At 33.7% G+C, this 23754-nt stretch carries 16 protein-coding genes; 6 read left to right on the forward strand and 10 right to left on the reverse strand.

Translation table 11 applies throughout. The features are described from left to right. The first annotated feature begins 8 nt into the window (after positions 1-8). From FAF07_RS04090 to rlmB, 3 genes are all read left to right on the forward strand, one after another. Positions 9-752 carry a hypothetical protein gene (locus FAF07_RS04090; protein ID WP_142783909.1) on the forward strand — a complete coding sequence of 248 codons (744 nt, stop codon included), beginning with the start codon at positions 9-11 and terminating at the stop codon, positions 750-752. Positions 753-885: 133 nt separating this feature from the next. After that, positions 886-2514, forward strand: a complete 1629-nt coding sequence (locus FAF07_RS04095) for an aryl-sulfate sulfotransferase (RefSeq protein WP_142783910.1) — start codon at positions 886-888, stop codon at positions 2512-2514. Between the two features lie 55 nt (positions 2515-2569). Next, positions 2570-3304, forward strand: coding sequence for a 23S rRNA (guanosine(2251)-2'-O)-methyltransferase RlmB (rlmB, locus tag FAF07_RS04100; RefSeq protein WP_142783911.1), 735 nt, complete (start codon positions 2570-2572; stop codon positions 3302-3304). A gap of 195 nt (positions 3305-3499) precedes the next feature. On the opposite strand, the gene FAF07_RS04105 is transcribed toward rlmB, so the two are convergent. Further along, positions 3500-6136 carry a DEAD/DEAH box helicase gene (locus FAF07_RS04105; protein ID WP_142783912.1) on the reverse strand — a complete coding sequence of 879 codons (2637 nt, stop codon included), beginning with the start codon at positions 6134-6136 and terminating at the stop codon, positions 3500-3502. Between the two features lie 80 nt (positions 6137-6216). After that, positions 6217-6954: a rhomboid family intramembrane serine protease gene (locus tag FAF07_RS04110; protein WP_142783913.1), complete on the reverse strand. Its 738-nt coding sequence runs from the start codon at positions 6952-6954 to the stop codon at positions 6217-6219. A 342-nt stretch (positions 6955-7296) separates the two neighbouring features. Between FAF07_RS04110 and FAF07_RS04115 the strand changes: the two genes are divergently transcribed. Continuing rightward, positions 7297-8580 (forward strand): replication-associated recombination protein A, encoded by a 1284-nt coding sequence (locus tag FAF07_RS04115; RefSeq protein ID WP_142783914.1) that lies wholly within the window; start codon positions 7297-7299, stop codon positions 8578-8580. Between the two features lie 98 nt (positions 8581-8678). Here the strand turns inward: FAF07_RS04115 and FAF07_RS04120 are convergent, their stop codons facing one another. From FAF07_RS04120 to radC, 6 genes are read right to left on the reverse strand one after another with little or no spacing between them, the layout of a single operon-like run. After that, complete coding sequence (locus FAF07_RS04120; protein WP_142783915.1) at positions 8679-9542, reverse strand: hypothetical protein; 864 nt, start codon at positions 9540-9542, stop codon at positions 8679-8681. Continuing rightward, positions 9532-10920 (reverse strand): DUF5723 family protein, encoded by a 1389-nt coding sequence (locus FAF07_RS04125; RefSeq protein ID WP_246067766.1) that lies wholly within the window; start codon positions 10918-10920, stop codon positions 9532-9534. Before FAF07_RS04125 ends, FAF07_RS04120 begins: the two co-directional genes overlap by 11 nt. A gap of 20 nt (positions 10921-10940) precedes the next feature. Beyond that, a complete protein-coding gene (locus FAF07_RS04130; protein ID WP_142783917.1) occupies positions 10941-11504 on the reverse strand; it encodes a hypothetical protein in 564 nt (187 codons plus the stop codon). A 37-nt stretch (positions 11505-11541) separates the two neighbouring features. Then, entirely contained in the window at positions 11542-12231 is a 690-nt protein-coding gene (locus tag FAF07_RS04135; protein WP_142783918.1) for a YjjG family noncanonical pyrimidine nucleotidase, read from the reverse strand. After that, positions 12221-13522, reverse strand: coding sequence for a polysaccharide deacetylase family protein (locus tag FAF07_RS04140; RefSeq protein ID WP_142783919.1), 1302 nt, complete (start codon positions 13520-13522; stop codon positions 12221-12223). Before FAF07_RS04140 ends, FAF07_RS04135 begins: the two co-directional genes overlap by 11 nt. Continuing rightward, complete coding sequence (gene radC, locus FAF07_RS04145; protein WP_142783920.1) at positions 13523-14221, reverse strand: RadC family protein; 699 nt, start codon at positions 14219-14221, stop codon at positions 13523-13525. It lies immediately after the preceding gene. 49 nt (positions 14222-14270) lie between these two features. On the opposite strand from radC, the gene FAF07_RS04150 reads away from it, so the two are divergent. Further along, positions 14271-14870 carry an FMN-binding negative transcriptional regulator gene (locus FAF07_RS04150; RefSeq protein ID WP_142783921.1) on the forward strand — a complete coding sequence of 200 codons (600 nt, stop codon included), beginning with the start codon at positions 14271-14273 and terminating at the stop codon, positions 14868-14870. Positions 14871-14940: 70 nt separating this feature from the next. On the opposite strand, the gene FAF07_RS04155 is transcribed toward FAF07_RS04150, so the two are convergent. Next, the gene (locus tag FAF07_RS04155) at positions 14941-16296 is read right to left on the reverse strand and encodes a UDP-N-acetylmuramate--L-alanine ligase (protein WP_142783922.1); all 1356 of its coding nucleotides are present in this window, start codon (positions 16294-16296) and stop codon (positions 14941-14943) included. A gap of 111 nt (positions 16297-16407) precedes the next feature. Beyond that, positions 16408-17364, reverse strand: coding sequence for a tetratricopeptide repeat protein (locus tag FAF07_RS04160; protein ID WP_317130330.1), 957 nt, complete (start codon positions 17362-17364; stop codon positions 16408-16410). A 281-nt stretch (positions 17365-17645) separates the two neighbouring features. Between FAF07_RS04160 and FAF07_RS04165 the strand changes: the two genes are divergently transcribed. Then, on the forward strand, positions 17646-23714 hold the full coding sequence (locus FAF07_RS04165; RefSeq protein WP_142783923.1) for an alpha-2-macroglobulin family protein: 6069 nt from the start codon (positions 17646-17648) through the stop codon (positions 23712-23714). Positions 23715-23754 lie beyond the last annotated feature (40 nt).

Below are 23754 nucleotides of genomic sequence, written 5' to 3' on the forward strand. Positions count from 1 at the left end.
TTAAAATTATGAAAAAAATACTTTCCATATTCGCAATTATGATTAGTATCGTTATGTTCACCAACTGTTCAGAAAATGACGATACTCCAGCAATTACCAGTATCGACTTTGTTGGTTTTGAATCTGACTTTCAAATAGGTGTTGATCCAACAGGAACGGCTTCTAGTGAAGTTAGAGTTGCCGTGTCACAGGTATCTGGTAGCGACCGTTCCTTCAATATAGAAGTAGTAGAAGATATGACAACTGCAGATGCTTCAGCGTATACAGTTCCAGCTTCAGTTACAATTCCAGCAAATAGTAATGTCGGAACTTTTATTGTAGACGTTGTTGGTTCTAATGTAAGCTCTTCTGGAGATGATATGCTTACAGTAGAAATCACCTCTCAAGATGAAAATTTGTTTAAAAGTGATCCTATCAGTTTAAATTTGAAACAAGTTTGTCCTTATCCTGAAACCTTCCTAGCAATTACTTTTGATTCTTATTCTGAAGAAACCTCTTGGGAAATATATGAGGCTTCAGACACTGACAATCCAATTTACGCAGGGGAATATGCAGCAGGTGAAACTGATGCTTCTGAAAAATTTTGTTTGGCGAATGGAACATATATTTTTGTTATTTATGATGTTTATTCAGACGGCATTTGCTGTAATTATGGTGATGGATCGTATACATTAACCAATAATGGAAATATTATTAAGGCCGGTGGTAGTTTTGGAGCAAATGAGGTTACTGAATTTACTTTAAATAATTAAAGTTTAAAAATTACTATACTTTAAATTATCATAAAAAGTTCAACAAAAGTAAATTGTTGAACTTTTTATATTTAAAAATAAGTCTAATAATTTTAAGTTTTTTTATTTTATTTGAACAACATAAAATTTAGCTATGAAAAGGTATTATGTTTTGTCCGTTCTCATTTTTGTTTTTACAGGTTTATTTGGTCAAAACACAGTAGGTGTTATTAGCAATTCAACCGATGCTTATAATGGTTATACATTGTTTACAAGCCATGAATCTACATATTTAATAAATAATTGTGGTGAAATAATAAATGAATGGACTAGCAATTATATTGATGGTAAATCGGTCTATCTATTGGAAGATGGCAGTATATTAAGAGCTGGATTTATTAATAACTTAGATCTCACGATTGCTGGTATTGGTGGAATCGTTGAGAAAATTAATTGGGATGGAGACGTGGTTTGGGATTATACGTATTCATCCAGCACGTATGCACAGCATCATGATATTTATCCATTACCAAATGGTAACATATTAATATTGGCCGTAACAAAGAAAACCGTTGCAGAAGCTACTCAAGCAGGACGTGATCCATTACTATTAGAGGATGATGCTCTATATAATGAACAAATAATTGAGGTTCAACCTGATTTAATAAACGGTGGAGGAAGCATTGTATGGGAATGGAATGTTTGGGATCACTTAATTCAAGATTTTGATACTACTAAAGATAATTTTGGAGTGGTAGCAAACAATCCACAGTTAATAGATATTAATTATTTGGGGTCTTCTGGAAAAAAGGCAAATTGGTTGCACTTTAATTCCATTCAATATAATCATGCGCTCAATCAAATTATAATTAGTGCGAGACAGTTGAATGAAATATATATAATAGATCATTCTACAACTACTTTGCAAGCTTCAATGCATACAGGAGGAAATAGAAATAAAGGCGGAGATATTTTATACCGATGGGGAAATCCTATAGTTTACAAAAAAGGCTTAGAGGAGGACCAAAAACTATTTGGACCGCATACACCACATTGGATTCCTGACTCTTATAATGATGGCGGAAAAATTTTAATTTTCAATAACGGTTTTGGTAAAGAACCTGAATTTTCCACAGTTGATATAATAAATCCCGAAATCGATCTTAATGGAAACTATATTTATACAGGTGACCCTTACGGACCGATTGCTTTAGATTGGACATATCAAAATGAAAATCCTACAGATTTTTTTTCACGTATTATGTCCAGTGCACAACGACTTCCTAATGGAAGTGCCTTAATTTGTGATGCGGATTCTGGTTATTTTTTTGAATTAGATACTTCTAAAAATAAGGTTTGGGAATATATAAATCCACTTAAAAATAATGGAGAAATTTTAAATCAAGGAGACGCTCCAGTGGCCAATAGAACTTTTAGAGCATTTAAATACTCCAACGAATATGTTGCCTTTATTGGAAAAGATTTAACACCTGGTAATCCAATTGAATTAAACTCTAATTTAAATGAGCCGTGCAGTACGCTTAGTAATGATAAAATTGAACAAAATAAAATATCAATTAACCCTAACCCGGTTAATTCTTATCTAACAATTAATACCCCTTATAATCTAGATAGAATCGATATATACAATGCTCATGGGCTAAAGTGTACCAGTAAATTTAACACAAAATCTCTTGATTTCTCTAACTATGCCTCAGGTATTTATTTTGTTAAAATGATTCATAACAATAGTGTCATTACAAAAAAAATTATAAAAAATTGAAAAAAATCTATTTATCTTACTATCATATATTAACATGATGTATACCTTTACCCCAATGGAAAAGCAAACACAAATATTCGGCATAAGAGCTATAATAGAAGCCATTAATGCTAATGAAACTATTGATAAAGTTTTTTTACAAAAAGGGTTGAAGGGTGAACTTTTTAGTGAGTTAGAAACTACTTTAAGAAAGCATTCTATTAACTCATCATATGTACCCGTTGAAAAACTTAACCGTTTAACTAAAGGAAATCATCAAGGGGCAGTGGCGCAAATATCTCCTATTGAATTTCATAATATTGAAGATTTGGTGATGAGTGTTGTTGAATCTGGAAAAATACCACTCTTTTTATTATTAGATCAATTAAGTGATGTCCGTAACTTTGGTGCCATAATTAGAACTGCTGAATGTACAGGTGTTGATGGCATTATTATACAGAAAAAAGGAGGTGCTCCTGTAAATGGAGACACTATTAAAACGAGTGCCGGCGCAGTTTTTAAAATTCCAATTTCTAAGGTGGATCATATCAAGGATGCCGTGTTTTATATGCAGGCGTCTGGAATTAAAGTGATTGCCGCTACTGAGAAAACCAATGACATGCTCTATGATGTTTCATTTACTGAGCCTTGCGCCATTATTATGGGTTCAGAAGGCAGAGGCATAAATCCATCTACATTGAAAGTGGTTGATGCGAAAGCTAAACTGCCTATATTGGGCGATATTGAGTCCTTGAATGTTTCTGTGGCTTGCGGGGCTTTTTTATATGAAGTGGTAAGACAACGCCAGTAAATAGATTCTAGACCGCTGCGCTTTTAGAACATAGACTATAGAAGTTTAGAGTTTAGAGTTTAGAGTTTAGAGTTTAGAGTTTAGAGTTTAGAGTTTAGAGTTTAGAGTTTAGAGTTTAGAGTTTAGAGTTTAGAGTTTAGAGTTTAGACTAAAATATAAATAATTTTTACTTAATCCCACAAGGATTTCTATAAATTAAATATCCATTTTAAAACTAATGGAGACCTCGCCTGTTTCCTTATTCACTTTTACTTTTGGTTTTTCACCAGTGGCACTTAACTCATTTCCTGTGCTCATATTAAAAATCCCAGTTAAAAACTCCATACCTTTAGTCATAACAGCTTCCATTTGATCATAATCTGGTTCTAGTTTTTTAATATCTTGCGTTACTATAGGTTCTTTTTTTATTTCTGATTCTTCTAATATTTTAGCCATAGTTATTTCTGTTTCAATCTCTGAAACTAGGTCTTGCAATTCTTCATGTTCTTGATCTTCTATATTAATATCGTCATCAATTAGATTCTCAAAATCATCATCACTCACAATCTCTTCAAGTTGTTTTATAAATTGTGATTTTCCTTTTTCAGAAAAATCAACTTCATCAGTTAAGCTATCAGAATTTAAGACGCCTTCAAAAAGATTTTGCTTTAACAGCAATCCTGCTGCGATTTTCATTTCAATAGAATTATAACTCAATAGGTTAAATACATAAAGTTTTTGTTTTTGTTGTCCAATTCTATCAATTCTTCCAATACGTTGGTTTTTTTTGGCGGGATTCCAAGGTAATTCAAAATTAATAACGGTATCTGCTATTTGTAAATTTAACCCGGTTCCTCCAGATTCACTGGACAGGAAAATACGACAGTCTGGATTATCTTCAAATTCCTTTATTAATGCACCACGCTTTTTTACAGGCACTTTTCCCGTAAGCGTTGTAAACGTTATGCCTTCCTTTTTAAGCATATCGCTTATAAGCCCTAGCATAGTAACCCATTCTGAAAAAATTATGATTTTTCTATCGGTATTTTTAATATCTAATTTCTCTATTAAAATATCCTTTAATTCAATTAATTTCGGCGAGTAATGGGTTTCTTTATCAATTAAATAACTAGAGTCACAAACCATACGCATATTAGTTAATAAATGCATAAGTTTTTGCCAGTCGTAAGTGGTCTTAAATTTTTTAGATAAAATGGAAGCAATCCCTCTAGCAAAACTAGCATGCATTCCAGCCTGTTCATCAGAAAGGCTTACAAATATGTCTTTTTGAATAACATCGGGTAATTGTTCAAAAACTTCCTGTTTGCCCCTTCTAATGAGTATGGCATCTAAACGTTTTTTTAAATTTTGAAGATTGTAATAGCCCCTTATTTTGTTTTTATGCTTAGAATCAAAAATACAATGCTGATATGAAAACTCCCATTGGGGTGCTAAAAATTTCTGATCTAAAAACTGAACTATCGAATACAAATCCAACAACTTATTTTCCAATGGTGTCCCTGTAATGACTAAAGCATGTTTTCGATCTATCGCTTTTACACTGTTTGCTGTTTTAGTTTCATAATTTTTAATTTTTTGGGCCTCGTCTAAAATAACAAAATCATATCCCGACTTATTAATAGATGATAAATCCCGTAATATCGTTTCGTAATTTACAATATGAAAAAAGCTCGTGTCGTTAAGATATATTTTGTTCCTGTCATCTGGATATCCTTCTACTACTATGGCGCTTTCATTGCTAAATTTTAAAATCTCATTTTTCCATTGGTGTTTTACCGATGCAGGACACACTACTAATGTTTTTTTAAAATTAAAGATTTCTTTTTTAAGAATGGCTGTTGTAATGGCTTGCAATGTTTTACCAAGCCCCATTTCATCAGCAACAATGACTCCTTTTTTAAATACGCTAAATGCTACACCTTCTTTTTGATAGGGATACAGCGTTGCTTTTATAGATGAAAAATCTAATTTGTATGATTGCTTAATATGATCTAATTCTTTATTTTCAAAGTACATTTCTACTTTTTCAAATACCTCTTCACGAATTTTTATTCGCGCTAAGTCTCTTGATTTGTATAAGAAAGAAGAAAAAGTAGCTATTTCTGTATCTTCAATTGAATGTTTATTTCCAAAATAGTTTTTTAAAAGAATAGCTTCTTCCGCTTCCAATGTTTCAGGAAAAAACCAAGAAATTTTATAATCATTTAATGGGTCTGTATAAATTTCTATAAATGGATAGGTCTTTTTTAATCGATTAATTTTTAAAGGGTTTTCTTCAAAATATCTAAATAAATATATAATATGTTTGGTTGTTCCTAATTTATTGGTTTTCCAATCTATGTTATTAATATAACCCGTCTTCTTGTTAAAATCACGAAGCGTTACCTTATATGTTTTTCCTTTTTCATTTATTAAGGTATGCTCTCCATACAAGTTATTGGCAAGATTTATTTTATAGTTTGCTTTTTTGGCTCTATCCACTCGCTCTTCCAAGACTCTTTTTTGCATGCCTTTTCGGGAATACTTAATACCTTCTGTAAGCGTATCATCATGTATTTCGCTTTCAACAACATATAATGCTACAAGACTAGGAATATCCCAATCTGAGTAAATTCCATTTATTTTGGCAGATAAAAACTCATTCTCTGAGAAAAGAACAACTTCAAAAAGGTCTGTATTGCTATCAACTAGAATTGTTATTTTTTCTTTTCCCTGAGATAAAATAACATGACTATTTTGCTCAAAAATATGTTTCGCCTTTTCTATCTCAGAAAATGACAATTCCTTATTTTCTTTTATTAGCTTTATGGTTTGTTTTACTAATTCAATCATGACCGTTTTTCTTATATAATTTAGAACTACGAATTTAACAAAAACACTTTTTTTACTCTAAAAATAAATATCTAAAAGAATCATTGTTTATCAACATTTTTATTTTCTCTATAAGTGTATGTTATTTTTGGTTGCTCCTGCTCCATTTCTGGTTCAACTGATTCAATAAAGTTTCCGTTTTTATCAAAATGTTTTAAAAAAGGATCATCGTCTTCATTATAATTTTCTCGTTCCCAAACATATTTTTTAGGTCTTGCAATTTCTTTTCTAAAAAATAATGAAAATAACAAACCTGTAATTAAACCTGCCAAGTGCCCTTCCCAAGATATTCCTTTCTCAACAGGTAAGGTATACCATATCATACTACCATATAAAAAAACTACTAATAATGACAGCGCTATAAGTCTATAATGCTTAGCAAACACCCCTTTAAAAAAAGTAAAACTTACCAATACATAAATAAGCCCGCTAACTCCTATATGATATGATGGCCTGCCAATACTCCAAGTAAGAAAACCAGATAGTATGATGCCAAAAAAAAGCACTTTCCAAGCAATATGCCTATAGAAATAGAACAATGCTGTTGATAGTACAAATAAAGGTATGGTGTTATGATATATATGTTCAATATCGCCATGAATAAATGGGCTTAATAAAACGCCTCTTAGACCTTTAAGGGTTTGAGGATAAATCCCGTATTTACTAAAATTATAACCAAAACGTACCTCAAACCAAAACACCAACCATATAACCAGTATAAAAAACACAGGATAGGCAATAACGCCTGTGGAAAATTTAAAGTGTTCGGGTTCTTTCACGAGTTTAATTTAAACTATTCTTTGCAAAAAGTTAACCGCTTTCGAGATTTGTGCTAAATTGGCAGTGTTCAGTTTTCAGTCGCAGTCACAGTTGCAGTCGCAGTTTTATCAGCATTGAACATTTGTGAAAATTCGTGAAATTCATGTCTTTTCTATTTCAAGTTAGCAGTCTCCAGCAAAACTCCGTGTATCTCTGCGAAATAACTAAACAATCTAAATACCGTAACACGTCAGTGAAAATTCGTGAAATTCGTGTCCCTTTTTTAAGTATGAAATTCGTGTCAATATAATTGGAATGTATTTTAGCAATCATTTATCTTTATAAACTTCAAAACACGAAAGATGAATGCGAATGAGCCTTTAGCAGAACGACTACGTCCAAAAATTTTGGAAGACTTTATAAGCCAAACACATTTAGTTGGAAAAAATGGCGTGTTGACACAGCATTTAAAGCATGGCTTAATACCATCAATGATTTTTTGGGGCCCTCCAGGAACTGGAAAAACCACGTTGGCTAACATTATAGCCTCAGATTCTGGTCGTCCTTTTTACACGCTCAGTGCCATTAATTCTGGCGTAAAAGACATTAGAGAGGTTATTGAAAAGGCCAAACAAAGTGGTGGCTTATTTACCACAAAGAACCCTATTTTATTTATTGATGAAATTCACAGATTCAGTAAATCACAACAGGATTCGTTATTGCAGGCCGTCGAGAAAGGTTGGATTACATTAATTGGTGCCACAACCGAAAATCCCAGTTTCGAAGTCATTCCTGCCCTCCTATCCCGTTGTCAGGTATATATTTTAAAGGCTTTTGATAAAAATGATTTAGAGCTGCTTTTAAAACGTGCTATAGAAAAAGACGACCATATCTCCAAAAAAAATATAAACCTAAAAGAAACCGCGGTATTGTTAAGGCTTTCTGGTGGGGATGCCAGAAAATTACTAAATATTTTTGAACTGATTGTAAATGCTGATGACGGCAATACTGTAACGATTACAGACGCTTCTGTTTTAGAAAAAATCCAAAATAACACGGTTAGGTATGACAAGACCGGTGAGCAACATTATGATATTATTTCAGCGTTTATAAAATCTATTCGTGGCAGCGACCCCAATGCGGCAGTGTATTGGTTAGCACGTATGATTGAGGGGGGTGAGGATGTCAAATTTATAGCGCGTCGTTTACTTATTTTAGCGAGTGAAGATATTGGAAATGCCAACCCAACAGCTTTGGTAATTGCCAATAATACCTTCCAAGCTGTGGACACTATTGGCTATCCAGAATCGAGTATCATCCTGAGTCAATGCGCTACTTATTTGGCTTGTTCTGCTAAAAGTAATGCAGCGTATAAAGCAATTGGAGCGGCACAGGAACTGGTTAAAGAAACTGGTGATTTATCGGTCCCGTTAGAAATTAGAAATGCACCTACCAAGTTAATGAAAGAGCTTGGGTATGGTGACAACTATAAATACGCGCATAATTATGACACCAATTTTGCCGAACAAGAATTTTTGCCTGAGGATATCAAAAACACAAAGCTGTATGATCCTGGTAACAATGCCAGAGAACAAGCGCATCGAGAATTTTTAAAAAAACGCTGGAAAGATAAATATGGGTATTAGTTGTTGGTTGTTGGTTGTTGGTTGTTGGTTGTTGGTTGTTGGTTGTTGGTTGTTGGTTGTTGGTTGTTGGTTGTTGGTTGTTGGTTGTTGGTAGAAAATTAAAATTTAATATTGAGTTCCTCTCGCTGTAAATTACCATTTGAATAAAATTCAAAAATCCAACCGTCTCCTTTTCTATAGATAATAGCATTTTTATTTTCTACCAGGAACACATTATCTAAACTTGTTTCTTGGATTAGATACACCACTTTGGGTGAACTATCTACCAACTGAAAACCGTGTTCTATAACTTGAGCATATAAGACATTAGATAAAACCTCTTTTATCTCTTTGGATTTTGGAGTATTCGTTACAGTTTTTACTTGAGTCTTTTTGCTTTCCACACTAGGGACTTTAGTAATTCGAGGCTCAGGTTTTTTATCTTCTTTAAGTGCTTTAATTTCTTTCTTTAACATCTGAATCTCTTGAGCGACCTCTGTATTTACCACTTTATCTGAAGTCTCTTCGGTCACCATCTTTTCTGAAGAGGGTTCGTATACATAATTTAATACAGAAAATGATTTAAAAGCTTCTCTTAATGCTTCATTATAAGCTTTGTCATATTGTTTTTCTCTGCTCTCGCCCATTTGAGATGTAAACACTTGCTGATCATTACAATCTTTTAATGTTACTTTGAGCTTCGTTTTAAACATACCAGAATCTTTATCCACGTCAGACTTCAATGCCAAACATCTATTTCTCACTAAATCTTCAGGGTATGCTTCGCCTTCCATTAAAGCATTAAAACCATACTTATTGAATAAAAATTCAGTTAATGCATTGAGTTGATATTGGTTCTCTTGCTTTAAAAAGTCAAATTTATTCGGTACAATAATATACTTGTATTCATTTAAATTTGTTTGGGAAAAAACATTGGTAGTTATTAAAAAAGCAATAAGAATTGTAAAAAAATTAGTTTTCATTTTTATTGAATATATAATTAAACCCTAACTGTAAAGATACACTTTGTGCATCATATACATTTTTATATTGTAAAAAATTATCGGCCATGGCATAAAAATTAAAGCCTCCCAAGTGTGCAGAAATCCCTAAACCAATATTATTAAAGGAATAGGAATCTACCGTGTAGGTTGCTTTTATTCTCAAAGCTTTAAAAAGGCGTCTGTAATAGTATGCTGTTAGCGCCGCTTGAGGTCGTTTTGGCCTACTCATGGCAAAAAGTTGTAATCCAACGCCATTTAAGTATCCAACATCTTCCTTAATATAAGAACAGTCCTTACATTTTTTTTCTCCGAAGGCATAGTTTATAGAGGCGTTTAATTTTATAGGGCGCCACGTGGTATATTTACTGCTTGTTGTATCTACATCAAATAAATCTTCAAATTCCTCTTCTATGTCACTCCAATATTCATCAGCAGTTTGACCATCTCGTGTTTCAGGAAAAATTGGGTTAATACCTTCAAAAACATAGTTTTTTTCAATCTTATAATTCTCAATATCTTTAGCATGGGAAATAAACCCAATATCCAAAAGACTGCCATCTAAGGTCCATTGATCTGTTAATTTTTTAGTAAACCCCAGATCAAAACCAAGGCCTAAATTACCACCAAATAACAGACGCTTTCTTAAATCCTTAATTGTTGACTTGGAATCTGCACCGTCTTCCCTTAAACTTGCAAGACCTGACGTTCTGAGCTCCAAATCGAGATTAAAAATATGATTATAAATATTATCCTGACCTTCTACAGTCACAAAGTGCCCCTTATTGTTAGTAGAGTTTATATTAACTAAGTTTGAATATATTTTACCACGTAAACCATAAGTAAAAGTACTATTGACCTTTTTATTATAACCGACATGAAATACAGAAATAACTTCTGTAGATGCGCTTATATCTCCTGCATTAAAATACCTGTTAATATTATTTTGATTTCCCTCTAATGCCAGTACCGCATAATCTTTTGGGAAATAGGATATCACATCTACTTCTTCGTAAAGTCCAAAACTTAAATACTCATTCTTTTCATAACCCCTTCCAAAAGCAAAACCTCCAGAAAAAATCTCTAACTGTTGATTAAAGGTAAAAAAATCGTTGGCATTCATACTGTATATAGCATTTTGAAGCTTAGTATTAAAGTCTATCCCATTATCTGAAAAAACATCATACACGGTACTTCCAGAAGACCCTGTGTTGACATGAAGGTGAGATAATAAGGGAACTCCGAAATAGCCTTTATTATCAATTTTTCCACCAGGATTTAGTAATAAGGATTGTGGTATTTCAGAAAAACCGTAAAGAATTTGTTTATTTTGAGAAAATGACAACATTGTCATAATCATAAATAAAAATTTAAAAAACTTCATATGGGATCTTTTATATTAAAGTAGAAAACCCCTTTTGACCTTAGACTTATTTTACCCAGTGAATTCTCATTAATTGATTGACCAGGTTGCATAGTGAGAGTGAAAATAAGTTTTGTAGTTTGTTTGAAAGTTATAAGCTTATCACCGTCAAAAACTTCAATATGTTGATACTTGAGTACCTCATTGCTTGGTGATGCATCTGCAGTGAGAACGAAACTATGTTGTATTTGGTCAGCGCTATCTAAAAAATCTACTTGTAAACTAAATTCTCTATGGATTGAGTTTTCGTATTCAAATACAAAGTCTGCTTTAATTAAGTTATCATTTATAAAACCTTCATTAAATACATCAATAATAACAAAATCTTGGATGGTATTTACCTCAATGCCATTATCGACAAACTGACTGGCAGGTTCATCAAAAAAAACCAAACTGGATTCCAGAATGGGGTTTAACTCTAGATCATTAACTTGATTGAAATCAACTTCTTTAGTACAAGAGCTGTAGAACAAACTCATTAATAATATAAGTAGAAAGTATTTAAAATTTAGGCGATTCATAGGCTAATAAAAACGTTTTAAGGGCGGTTATATTATATCAAAGATACATTTTTAATGAGAGAAGATTATTAATTTGACTTATGTTAGATGACAGATTTGTGTTATGCATATCGTAAAAAATCACATCCATCCCTACATTTTTGGCCCCTAATATATCAGCTTCATAATTATCACCGATCATCAAACTTTTTTCTGGAACAGTATTGGCTAGTTCTAGAGCGTGATTAAATATTTTAGAATTGGGCTTTTTAACACCTACCATTTCTGAATTGGTCACTGTTTTAAAGTAATGATGAATGTTTGATTTGGTTAACTTGCCCTGTTGAATCTCATGAAAACCGTTTGTTATAATGTGAAGATGATACAGCGGTTTTAAGTATTCAAGAATCTGAATGGTATCATGAAATAAATGGTTAAACTGCGTAAGATGTACTAAATAGTCATCGGCCAACTTATCTATAACAGCGGTATCAACCTCTTTTCCCATCGCATTAAAAGCATCGTTCAATCTTCCAAAACGAAGGGCCTCTCTTTCTATTTTCTCCTCCCTGTACAGCTTCCAATAATTCAAGTTTATGGTTTCATAATGACTTAAAAAAATTAATATATCAACATCGATATTATTGATTTTAAATATTCTTTCAAAGGTCAATGCAGAATTCCTGTCAAAATCCCACAAGGTGTGATCTAGATCAAAAAAAATATCGGTTATATGATTAAGTTTCATCTGTAGATTCTATAATAATATTAAACAATTCTTTAAATCCATCCCATCGTGAGTCATCACTAAAAGTATAATTATGAAAAATTGGCGTGAATTCACCATCCACTTTTTTTATCTCTTGAATGAGTTCGTTCAAAACCTTTTTCTTATCAAGTAAGGATTGTGTTTTCAGCAAAGCGTAATCCATAAGATGATATGGACAAACCTTTAGCGGTGTTTGAACTTCATAATCTAAATCATAAAACAAAAAAGGCGTGCAGGTACCTGCGCGAAAACCTAACTTGTTCACAAATCCCATCGTGTAGTCCTCCTTAATTTCCAACTCAATTAAAGACCTATAAGATTCAGGTAAATTAAGTTTTGAAAATGAGTTTCTTGACGCTGTTAACGAGGTATTTATAATACTTTCCATTTTAAGTTTTTCTTTTTTCATCACTTTGACATCATCTATAGCAAAAAAAGAATTTTTTAAACCCACATGGCAGTAATCCGCAATATGTTTTATAAGGGCTACAAACTTTCTTTTATTGGCATTGATGCCTTTATCGTAGGTGGAGAAATCGCCCAGTGAAAAGAAAAACAAGAACTTAAACTGACTCTGTTTTTGTTTATTTAAAATATATTTGAAGGTATCGAATGGGTCATGTTTTAATCCGAAAATCACAATAAAGCGCCTATACACACTTTTCAGTTTAAATCTAAACAGGTCTCTTAAAGTACCTCCAATGGTTCGCATAATTCCTTTTAATTTGTAATTATAAGGGCTAGGGATATCTATTATTGGTTGTATGCGATAATTACGTTGTGGAAATTCAAACTCTGGAAATTGTTTTTGCAAGGCATGCTTAAACTTATAGGCCCATATATCGACTACGGGTTGACTTAAAAACCCTTCTTTATAAGCTAAGCTTTCGAAAGCTAAAAAACGACCGAATTCATCTTTTACATGCGGTAAATATTCCTCATAACGTGAGAGCATATAAAATGACGACGCAAAAATGTCAAATGGCATCGCGCTTTTATCGCCATTGCTAAAAAATCCTTTGGTCTCCTCCCAATCTTGTACTTGGAATTCAAGATCAGATAGGCCTTGTTCAAATAAAATATCATGACTCTTAATAAAAAACTCACTTCCCAAAGGCTGTTTGGTATAGGACATTTTTAAACTGTTATGCGAGATAAATGTCTCGATTTTAGTTGTAAACTGAACTTCTAGACCTAAAATCCTAGTCGCTAATTGTTTAAATATATATTTTAAACGTGGGGTGATGGTGTGGGTATAGACTAACAGCATTTACAATATGTTTTCATCAGTAAAACTAAAGTATGCTTTTTCTGTTATTATTAGGTGGTCTAAGACTTTTATATCTAAACTTTCTGAAGCCATTTTTAATTTTGAAGTTATTTGTTTATCGGCCTCACTAGGTTTTAATGTCCCCGATGGATGATTGTGAACCAAAATCAAGCCAGTGGCACCGCATTCTAATGCGGTTTTTAACACCAATCTCACATCGACTAAAGTCCCGGTAATACCCCCTTTACTTAGCTGGTTTTTTTTGAGTACTTTGTTGGAGTTGTTTACATAAATAATCCAAAATTCTTCATGTTCAAGCTCTCCAATTATAGGTTGCATCAACTCAAATACGGATATACTTGAACTTATTTTTTTACTAACAAGGGCTTCCTCGCCTCGTCTGCGGCGCCCCAACTCCATGGCCGCTGCAATGGTAATGGCTTTTGCCTCTCCAATACCCTTAAATGCCATTAGCTGCTTTATTGAAAGTTTTCCCAATGCACTCAAGTTGTTATCGGCACTTGCCAAAATGCGTTTACACAAGGCTACGGCACTTTCTTCTCGGTTTCCGGAACCTATTAATATAGCAACAAGTTCTGCATCGCTTAAGGTCGCTTTTCCTTTATAAAGCAATTTTTCACGTGGTTGATCATCTTGTGACCAATTTTTTATTGAAAATGAAGGCGATTTGTCAGACATTTGATAAATATAATTATTGTAAATTTCAGAAGCAATAAAATCTTTAATAATGAGCAAATACCCACCAGCACATCATCAAGGTGATGATAGGAATCACATGATTGAAGTGATTAAAACCTACCCCTTAGCTACTGTTATTTCTGTTAAAGATAATCAGCCTTTCATCACACATCTACCGCTGATTTATAGAGAGGTTGATGGAAAACTTATCGGCCATACCGATATTTACAATCCTCAAACGGCATTGATGAAAGGCAATAATGAGGTCACAGTTATTTTCTCAGGTCCCCAATGTTATATTTCACCAAGCGTTTACGCTACCACACAATTACCTACATGGAATTATATAAAAGTGCATTTAAAAGGAAATGTAAAGGCTATTGAAAGTAAAGAGGTATTAAAAGAATCGTTAATTATTATGACTGAGTTTCTTGAAGCTCCAAATCACAACTATGTATTAGAGTCTGATAATAAACGGATGGAAGGTGCTTTGGATTATATAGCTATGTTTGAAATTACACCCACCCATTGGGAAAGGAAGTTTAAACTGTCTCAAGACAAAAAACCGCAAGATATTGAAAACGCAAGAGCGGAATTAATTCGAGCTAATACTAAAAGCATGGAACAATTTTTAAAGAAAGTATTTTAAAAGGATTTAAAATAACGCCATTTTATCATTCTAAATTACCTACTAATGAGCTATAGATGGTTTATATAAATCATGCTATCAAGCGCTTTACCTCATCAAAATCCAAACCGCCATAGTTTCCAGAACTCATTAATAACAAGGCTTTATTATCAAAATTTTGTGAGAATAGAAAGTCTTTAAAGTCATCGACATTGGTATAGATGATTATATCATCGCGCTGAAAAGCCGAGGCAATTTGCCCGTGGGTCACTTCTTCTAAATTTTTTATTTCTACAGCGTGTGGAGAATAAAAAACCACAGCCACATCTGCGGCGTCGAGCGTGCCTTTGTATTCCTTCAAAAATTCGACATTTAAACTACTGTATGTGTGCAACTCTAAACAAGCCAACAGAACTTTATCTTCATGCTGCTCCTTAACAGCTTTGGTTGTCGCTTCTACTTTACTTGGTGAGTGTGCAAAATCTTTATAGGCAACGCCGGTAACACTTTCGGCTATTTTCTCCAAACGTTTGCTTGCACCTTTAAATGTGGCTATAGCCTCATAAAAATCATCCTCATCAATACCCATATGTTGACAGATCCACTTGGCGCCTGAAAGGTTATTTAAATTATGCTTTCCAAAAACCTCAATAGGTAATGGGCCTTCAGAAGTTTTTAAAAAAGTTTGTCCGTTATCAACGGTATATTCAGGGGTTTGATATGGCAATTTTCGAATCGTGTTCGCACTAGATTCAACCACACGTTTAACTTCAGAATCTTCCTCATTATAGTTTATGCTCCCACCACTGACTATCGAATCAACAAAAATACTGAACTGCTCTACATAATTATCATAGGTTGGAAAAACATTAATATGATCCCAAGCAATACCACTTAATAAGGCAATATTCGGTTTATAAAGATGAAATTTTGGACGCCTGTCAATTGGGGAACTTAAATATTCATCACCTTCTAAAACAATAAAATCATTATCATGGGTGAGTTTAACCATCACGTCGAAACCTTCTAATTGGGCGCCAACCATATAATCAACTTCTCTATCGTGATAATGCATCACATGTAAAATCATTGAGGTTATAGTCGTTTTTCCGTGGCTACCACCAATAATAACTCGTGTTTTGTTTTTAGATTGCTCGTATAAAAATTCAGGGTAGCTATAAATTTTCAAACCTAGTGCTTGTGCTTTTAAGAGCTCTGGATTATCAGATTTGGCATGCATACCCAAGACAATGGCATCTAAATTTTGATTTATTTTCTCTGGATACCAACCAAAATTTTCTGGTAATAAATCTTTTGCTGCCAATCGGGATTTTGAAGGTTCAAAAATAATATCGTCACTGCCTGTAACGTGATACCCTTTGTTGTGTAATGCTAAAGCTAAGTTGTGCATTGCCGAACCACCAATAGCTATAAAGTGTACATTCATGTGCTTTTATTATAGATATCAAATATACTTTTTTGTAGTGAATTCAAGAAAGAAACCCAGTTTGAATTGCAATAACAATTGATTGACTGAAATAAAGAAATAAATACAAAATTAAAGCACAAGAATTTTCTTTTTTTGTGTTTTAAAAGATTTCACTTGTGGTAAAGCAGTAATGGCCAAATCGATATGTTTTAGAGCTGCCATTTTATTTTCTTGGTGTGTGTAAATTTGAGCTAACCTGTAATGCGCCCAGGCTTTTGGAACATCATCATCTGAAGAATGGTATTGAAGATACGTTTTTAAACATTGCTCGCCTTTGTCCAGTTCTATATTATGTTTTGCCGCCACTTCACCAATTTTATAATACAGGGCATTTCTACGATGATTAACTTGTGCCACCCCAATGTTCGCTATAGCTTTTTCAGGTTGATTGCCATTTTCATAAAGGTTGGTAAGCTTGTTAAAACCGGTTAAAGAACCCCCTTCTTTTATGGCCTTTTTATAATACGTTTCCGCAAGTTCAGGCTCATCATCATCTTCATATATATATCCCTTGGCCAAGTATCCATCAACTGTTGAAAGTTGCTGGAGTTCATTGGAATATTTGAGTGCTTTACTTGTACTTCCACCCAAAATACCAGGAAGTTGGATATATAATTGCACCAATGCCCAACGGACTTCAATATGATTTTTATCTAATTTAGCCGCCTTTAGGAATGCATCTTTAATATCATCAATTAAACTCAGGGCACGTAATTTACTAATGGACAAGGCCTTCATTCCCATGGCGCCCCCATATTTATATTGGTTATTAGCGACTTTAGGATGTGCTTTTACGAGCTTTTTGTAATTATCAATGGCAGCATCCCATTTTTCCTGATAAGCATAAACATCTCCCAGCATTTCTAATGCATTAACATCATTAGGGTGCTCACTTAAATAATTTGAAAGTATAGATTCTGCCTTGTTGTATTGCCCTTTTTTAAATAGCTTGTTAGCCACATCGAGTTGTGATTGACTAAAAACAATTACAGGGAAAAATAGTAGGAATAGAAATTTGTTCATCATAATTGGGTGCAAAAATGTAAAGTTACAATTTCTGGATTACTTCAAAAAAAATGCCATTAAATTGAAATCGTTTATTGAACTCATCATACTCTAATTCTATAAAAAAAGACATCCATTTTTTTAAAAAAAGAGTAAATTAACTAATCCAACGAAAGTATTTAGAAATTTATTGTTATTTGGAACAGCTTTTGAATAGATTTATAAAAGCAACACAAAGTATTCAATAGCACCTAATATGCCCTTTTCAGAACAGATGCTGTTAGTAATTTAAAATAAATCAGATGAAAAACCTATTAACATTCTTAGTAATTATTCTAACCACTCACTTTTCTCTAGCCCAATCTACCGATTATAATTCCTATTGGGATGCCATTGAAAAACATGAAGGACAAGGTTTGCCAAAATCTGCTTTAGAAATTGTTACTAAAATTGATTCGCTTGCAAAACAAGAAAACAATAAGGAACAATTTATAAAAGCCCTTATCTACAAAAGTAAATTTGCTTTGATTTTAGAGGAGGATGCACAATTAAGCATTATTAATGATTTTAAAACTGAAATTGAGCAAAGCAATTTTCCTACTAAAAATCTACTTGAAAATCTGCTCGCCAATTTGTACTGGCAATATTTTAATCAAAACCGGTATCGTTTTTATAACAGAACTCAGACTGTCACTAAAGTGGATATTCAAGATTTTAGAACCTGGGACTTACAGACACTTTTTGATACAATTCATGTGCATTTTCAAAATTCCCTAAAAAGCGGATTAATGTTACAACAAGAGTCATTGGAAAATTACAGTTTATTACTGAATGAACAAAAAGGATCGAAAATTTACAGGCCTACTTTATTCGATTTCCTCAGCCATAATGCGCTTACATTCTACAAAACAAATGAAACAAGCATTACAAAACCAGAATATAAGTTCCTAATAGACAACGCCACTTTTTTAGGTGATGCTCAAAAATTTTCAACGTTAAAAATCACTTCTAAAGATTCAACATCGCTGCAGCTTAATGCCTTAAAAATTTACCAAGATTTAATCGCTTTTCATGTAAAGGACAGCACTCCTTATGCCTTGGCCGATGTGAATATTGAACGCTTAAAATTTGTAAATAAACATGCGACTTTCAACAACAAACAAGACTTATTTTTGGAAGCTTTTACAACCGAAAGTAAAAAATTAAAAGATCATGAAGTGAGTGGTTTATACTTATTTGAAATAGCCAATATATTCTATTCTCAAAGTACAGAGTACCAGCCAAAAACCAAGCCCAATCATCAATGGAAAGCTAAAGAAGCATTAGCTATTTGTGAGGATGTCATAAGCAATTATCCAAAAAGTAAAGGTGCAGATAAGTGTTTGGTTTTAAAACAGCGCATCACTCAAAATGATTTGCAACTAATTACAGAAGATTTTTTACCAATCGATAAAGATGCACGATTATTAGTACGCTATAAAAACTTAAATAAACTAGATTTTAAAATTTATAAACTGAGTAGGAGCCAGTTAGAACGTTTAAATAAAATCTACAGAAAAAACGAGCAGCTCGCTTATATAAAAACGCTAAAAGAATCAAATCAATGGGGGACGACATTACCGAATGAGGACGATTATCAAACGCACAGTACCGAGATTTTAGTTCCTAAACTAAAGAATGGCCATTATGTGGTTTTTGCCTCATTAGAAAATGATGCTGATACCTTTGCCTTTAGTACGATACAAGTCACCAACTTAGCTTTGGTTGAAAAAGAAAGTACTGACCATAAGATTTTTCAAGTCATTAATAGAAATCATGGAACACCAATTACAAATGCGCAAGTAGAATTAAACTATTATGTAAATGGGAGTCGAAATAAGCGCATTGGTGTTTTTTCAACCAATAGCTTAGGTGAATTTAAGATTGAAAAGAGCAAATCTTACCATCGAAATATGGTCGCCAAAGTCGAACATAATAGCGATTTGGCCTACTTTGGAGATTATTATTTAAATAGGCACTACAAGGAGAAAATAGACAAATTTAGATATAAATCTTTTGTGTTTACAGATAGAAGTATCTATCGTCCAGGGCAGACAGTTCATTTCAAAGGTATTGCCATGAAAACCGATGACGGTAAATCTGAAGTTTTAGCAAATCAAGAGGTCTATGCCATTTTATATAACGTTAATGGCGAGGAAGTAAAGGAATTACTTTTAAAAACCAATGATTTCGGATCGGTTTCTGGGACATTTATACTTCCAAATAATGGTCTAAATGGTCAATATCATATTGAATTTGATTCTGAATCTGGGAATATAGATATGGAAAGTTTTGCCTATTTCTCTGTTGAAGACTATAAGCGACCAAAGTTTGAAACCCAGTTTAAACCTGTTACTAAAACATTTAAGATTAACGATTCTATAACTGTTCAAGGCGAGGCACTGGCTTATGCAGGAAGCAGTATTACAGATGCTAAAGTTACCTACCGTGTGCGCAGAAATGTGAGATACCCAGTATGGTATTATTGGTATCGCCCATACTTTAATAGCGAAGCTCAAGAGATCACTTACGGTGAAACGACAACAGATGCTTCGGGAAATTTTGACATTATATTTAAGGCCATTCCAGATTTAAGTGTCGATAAAAGCAGCCTGCCAATTTTTAATTATGAAATTACTGCGGATGTCACCGATTTAAATGGTGAAACACGCAGTGCGACCACCATTGTGAATGTTGGCTACCATGCATTAATTGCTACCATGAGTTTGGATGCCAATCTGGATAAAAACAACAAAGATCACAGCATTAAAATAGAAACAAAAAACTTAAACGGTGAGTTCGTGCCTGCAAAAGGACTTATAAAAGTGTATAAATTAGAAGCACCGCAATCGGTATTAAGACCACGCCCTTGGGCAGCGCCAGATTACACAATGATTTCTAAAAAGGATTTTAAAAATTTATTTCCACATGAAGCGTATCGCGATGAACACCTACCTGAGAATTGGAAAAAAGGTGAAAAAGTTTTTGAGAAATCATTCAATACAAGCGAATCAAAAGATCTTGCATTAGGCAAAATTAAAAACTGGGAATCTGGCAAATACCTAATTACATTAGAAAGTAAAGATAAATTCGGTCAATTGGTAAAAGATGAAATCAAGACCACTTTGTACAGCCATGAGAATAAGACCGTTGCCGATAATCAGCTATTTCAAATTACACCGAATAAAGAGAGTTACGCTGTTGGTGAGAATGCCATCATCACATTGGGCTCGGCTGCTAAAAATTTAAATGTAACGGTGACGGTTGAGAAAAATAGAAAAATCATTAAAACAGAGATCGTTCAACTTAACAATAATAAAAAGACTCTTAGTATTCCTATAACCAAAGAGGATCTAGGAGGCTTTTCGGTGACCTATAGCTATGCGGTATTTAATAGTTTTCAATCTGGTGTTTTAAATATCACGGTGCCCTACCCTAAAACAGATTTGGAGATTGAAACCAAAACATTTAGGGACAAACTACAACCAGGAACCGATGAAACTTGGAGTTTTAAAATTAAAGGCCCACAAGGTGAAAAAGTAAGCGCCGAATTGTTAGCTTGTATGTACGATGCATCTCTAGACCAATTTAAAGCGCACACTTGGAATTTTAACCCAATACAAAACCGTATCTATGATCCTTTTACATATAGCAACGGCAATAGAAGTTTCGGCACCAGCTATTTTAAAGTATACAACACCAGACGCAGTTTAAATTATCCTGCGCAGTCTTATGACCAATTTAATTGGTTTGGATTTTCTTTTGGAAGAACCCGATTGCAGTTTAGAAATGAATCAATGATGGTAAAAAGTATGAGCAGCAGAGCTTCTGGAATTGACATTGTAGATGATCAAGTCGAAATTGAAGAATCTTCAATGATGGCGCCAAGTGATGCCTCTTTAAATGAGGTTATTGTTACTGGTTATGGTGATAAAGAATCTGACGGTGCTAATAATGTATTAGTCGATGGCGCCGCAACTACAGCTATGGATTTCAGCAACATTAAAATCCGAAAAAACCTTCAGGAAACGGCCTTCTTTTTTCCTCATTTAAAGACAGACGATGCTGGAAATATTAGCTTCAGTTTCACAACTCCTGAGGCCTTAACCCAATGGAAACTTCAGTTATTGGCACATACCAAAACCTTAGAGAGTAGTACCAAAACATTAACCGCTGTCACTCAAAAAGAACTGATGGTAATTCCCAATACACCTCGTTTTTTACGTGAAGGTGATGTCATTACAATCAGTACAAAAATTTCAAATCTAACAGAAAGTGCCTTATCTGGTCAAACTGTGTTACAACTTTTTGATGCCACTACTGGTCAATCCATAGATGTGCAACTTAGCAATTCGAATAACAATAAAGCATTCAAGGTGAATGCGAAAGGCAATACGCAAATCTCTTGGGATTTATCCATTCCAAAGGGTGTGCAAGCCGTTCAATATAAAATTATAGCCAAATCTGGTGATTTTAGCGATGGCGAACAGAACGCAATGCCCGTACTTACCAATAGAATGTTGGTAACCGAAACTTTGCCCATGTGGATAAGAAGTAATCAAACAAAAACATTCACATTAGATAAGCTTAAAAATGTGAATTCAAACAGCTTATCACACCATAAATTAACCTTGGAAATGACTTCCAATCCAGCGTGGTATGCGGTGCAAGCCCTCCCTTATTTAATGGAGTATCCGTATGCGTGCAATGAGCAGACGTTTAGCCGCTATTACGCCAATGCATTGGCAAGTCATATAGCGAATTCAAACCCCAGAATTCAAGAGGTCTTTAAACAATGGGCATCCCAAGATGCGCTGCTTAGTAATCTTGAAAAGAATCCCGAATTAAAATCCATCCTCATTCAGGAAACACCTTGGTTACGAGATGCACAAAGTGAAACCGAGCAGAAAAAACGAATTGGCTTGTTATTCGATTTAAATACAATGAACAACGAATTACAGTCGACCATTCGAAAATTGAAAGCCAATCAAATGAATTCGGGCGCATGGGCCTGGTTTAATGGTGGACGTGAAAACCGATACATCACACAGCATATCATCACCGGTTTTGGGCATTTAAAACACCTTAATGTGCCTATGAATTCAGATTCTGAGATGATAGAAAGTGCCATAAAATACTTGGATGCAGAATTTGTTAAAACCTATAAAGACATTAGAAAATATAATGATACGGTTGATTTGGACAAAGATCATTTAAGCTATATCCAATTGCATTATTTATATATGCGAAGTTTTTTTAGTGACATTAAAAAATCAAAAGAAGTAGAAAATATTATTGAGTATTACCAAACTCAAATTCAGAAATATTGGTTAAAACGCTCGTTATACTCTAAAGGCTTAATGGCATTGGTATCCCATAGAAACGATGATGAAACCACAGCATCAAAGATTTTAAAATCTTTAAAAGAAACGAGTATTACTTCCGAAGAACTGGGCATGTATTGGAAATCAAACACCAATTCATGGCACTGGTACCAAGCGCCCATTGAAACCCAATCCTTATTGATTGAAGCGTTTGCTGAAATAGAAAATGACACAAAGACAATAGACGAATTAAAAATTTGGCTCCTTAAGAACAAACAAACAAACCGTTGGAAAACCACCAAAGCCACAACCGAAGCTGTGTATGCCTTATTGTTACAAGGCAGTGATTGGTTGAGCGTAACTGATATGGTGGATGTGGTTATAGGCGGACTACAAATAGAGCCATCTAAACTTGAAGCTGTTAAAGTTGAAGCGGGAACGGGCTATTATAAAACGTCTTGGTCTTCATCAGATATTAAACCAGAAATGGCAGAGGTTACCCTGGCCAAAAAAGGAAACGGGATTGCTTGGGGAGCCTTGTACTGGCAATATTTTGAAGATTTAGATAAAATTACATCGGCAGAAACACCATTGGCACTGAAGAAAAAACTGTTCTTAAAAACCAATACAGATACCGGTGAGCAAATTTCAGAAATTACAAAGGATACGGCGTTAAAGGTTGGCGATTTAATTAGAGTCCGTATTGAATTACGAAGTGATCGTGCTATGGAATTTATTCATATGAAAGACATGCGGGCTGCAGGTTTAGAGCCTATAAATGTATTATCTAAATATAAATGGCAAGACGGTTTGGGTTACTATGAAAGCACCAAAGATGCTGCAACAAACTTCTTTTTTGATTATTTACCAAAGGGTGTCTATGTTTTTGAATACGATTTACGAGTAAATAATGCCGGTAATATGAGCAATGGCATTACAACCATTCAAAGCATGTATGCGCCAGAATTTAGCAGTCATAGTGAGGGAATTCGTTTGTTAGTTAATTAATTAATAATATTACGACTAGGAATTGAATAAAATTTTATTT

The organism is Changchengzhania lutea, from assembly GCF_006974145.1.
Classification (GTDB): domain Bacteria; phylum Bacteroidota; class Bacteroidia; order Flavobacteriales; family Flavobacteriaceae; genus Changchengzhania; species Changchengzhania lutea.

Coding starts and splice junctions, on each gene's coding strand:
- FAF07_RS04125 (WP_246067766.1), bottom strand. CDS start 10,920: ATGATTATGACAATGTTGTCATTTTCTCAAAATAAACAAATTCTTTAC.
- FAF07_RS04140 (WP_142783919.1), bottom strand. CDS start 13,522: ATGCTGTTAGTCTATACCCACACCATCACCCCACGTTTAAAATATATA.
- radC (WP_142783920.1), bottom strand. CDS start 14,221: ATGTCTGACAAATCGCCTTCATTTTCAATAAAAAATTGGTCACAAGAT.
- rlmB (WP_142783911.1), top strand. CDS start 2,570: ATGGAAAAGCAAACACAAATATTCGGCATAAGAGCTATAATAGAAGCC.
- FAF07_RS04155 (WP_142783922.1), bottom strand. CDS start 16,296: ATGAATGTACACTTTATAGCTATTGGTGGTTCGGCAATGCACAACTTA.
- FAF07_RS04160 (WP_317130330.1), bottom strand. CDS start 17,364: ATGATGAACAAATTTCTATTCCTACTATTTTTCCCTGTAATTGTTTTT.
- FAF07_RS04120 (WP_142783915.1), bottom strand. CDS start 9,542: ATGAAAACTAATTTTTTTACAATTCTTATTGCTTTTTTAATAACTACC.
- FAF07_RS04165 (WP_142783923.1), top strand. CDS start 17,646: ATGAAAAACCTATTAACATTCTTAGTAATTATTCTAACCACTCACTTT.
- FAF07_RS04150 (WP_142783921.1), top strand. CDS start 14,271: ATGAGCAAATACCCACCAGCACATCATCAAGGTGATGATAGGAATCAC.
- FAF07_RS04090 (WP_142783909.1), top strand. CDS start 9: ATGAAAAAAATACTTTCCATATTCGCAATTATGATTAGTATCGTTATG.
- FAF07_RS04130 (WP_142783917.1), bottom strand. CDS start 11,504: ATGAATCGCCTAAATTTTAAATACTTTCTACTTATATTATTAATGAGT.
- FAF07_RS04105 (WP_142783912.1), bottom strand. CDS start 6,136: ATGATTGAATTAGTAAAACAAACCATAAAGCTAATAAAAGAAAATAAG.
- FAF07_RS04095 (WP_142783910.1), top strand. CDS start 886: ATGAAAAGGTATTATGTTTTGTCCGTTCTCATTTTTGTTTTTACAGGT.
- FAF07_RS04135 (WP_142783918.1), bottom strand. CDS start 12,231: ATGAAACTTAATCATATAACCGATATTTTTTTTGATCTAGATCACACC.
- FAF07_RS04115 (WP_142783914.1), top strand. CDS start 7,297: ATGAATGCGAATGAGCCTTTAGCAGAACGACTACGTCCAAAAATTTTG.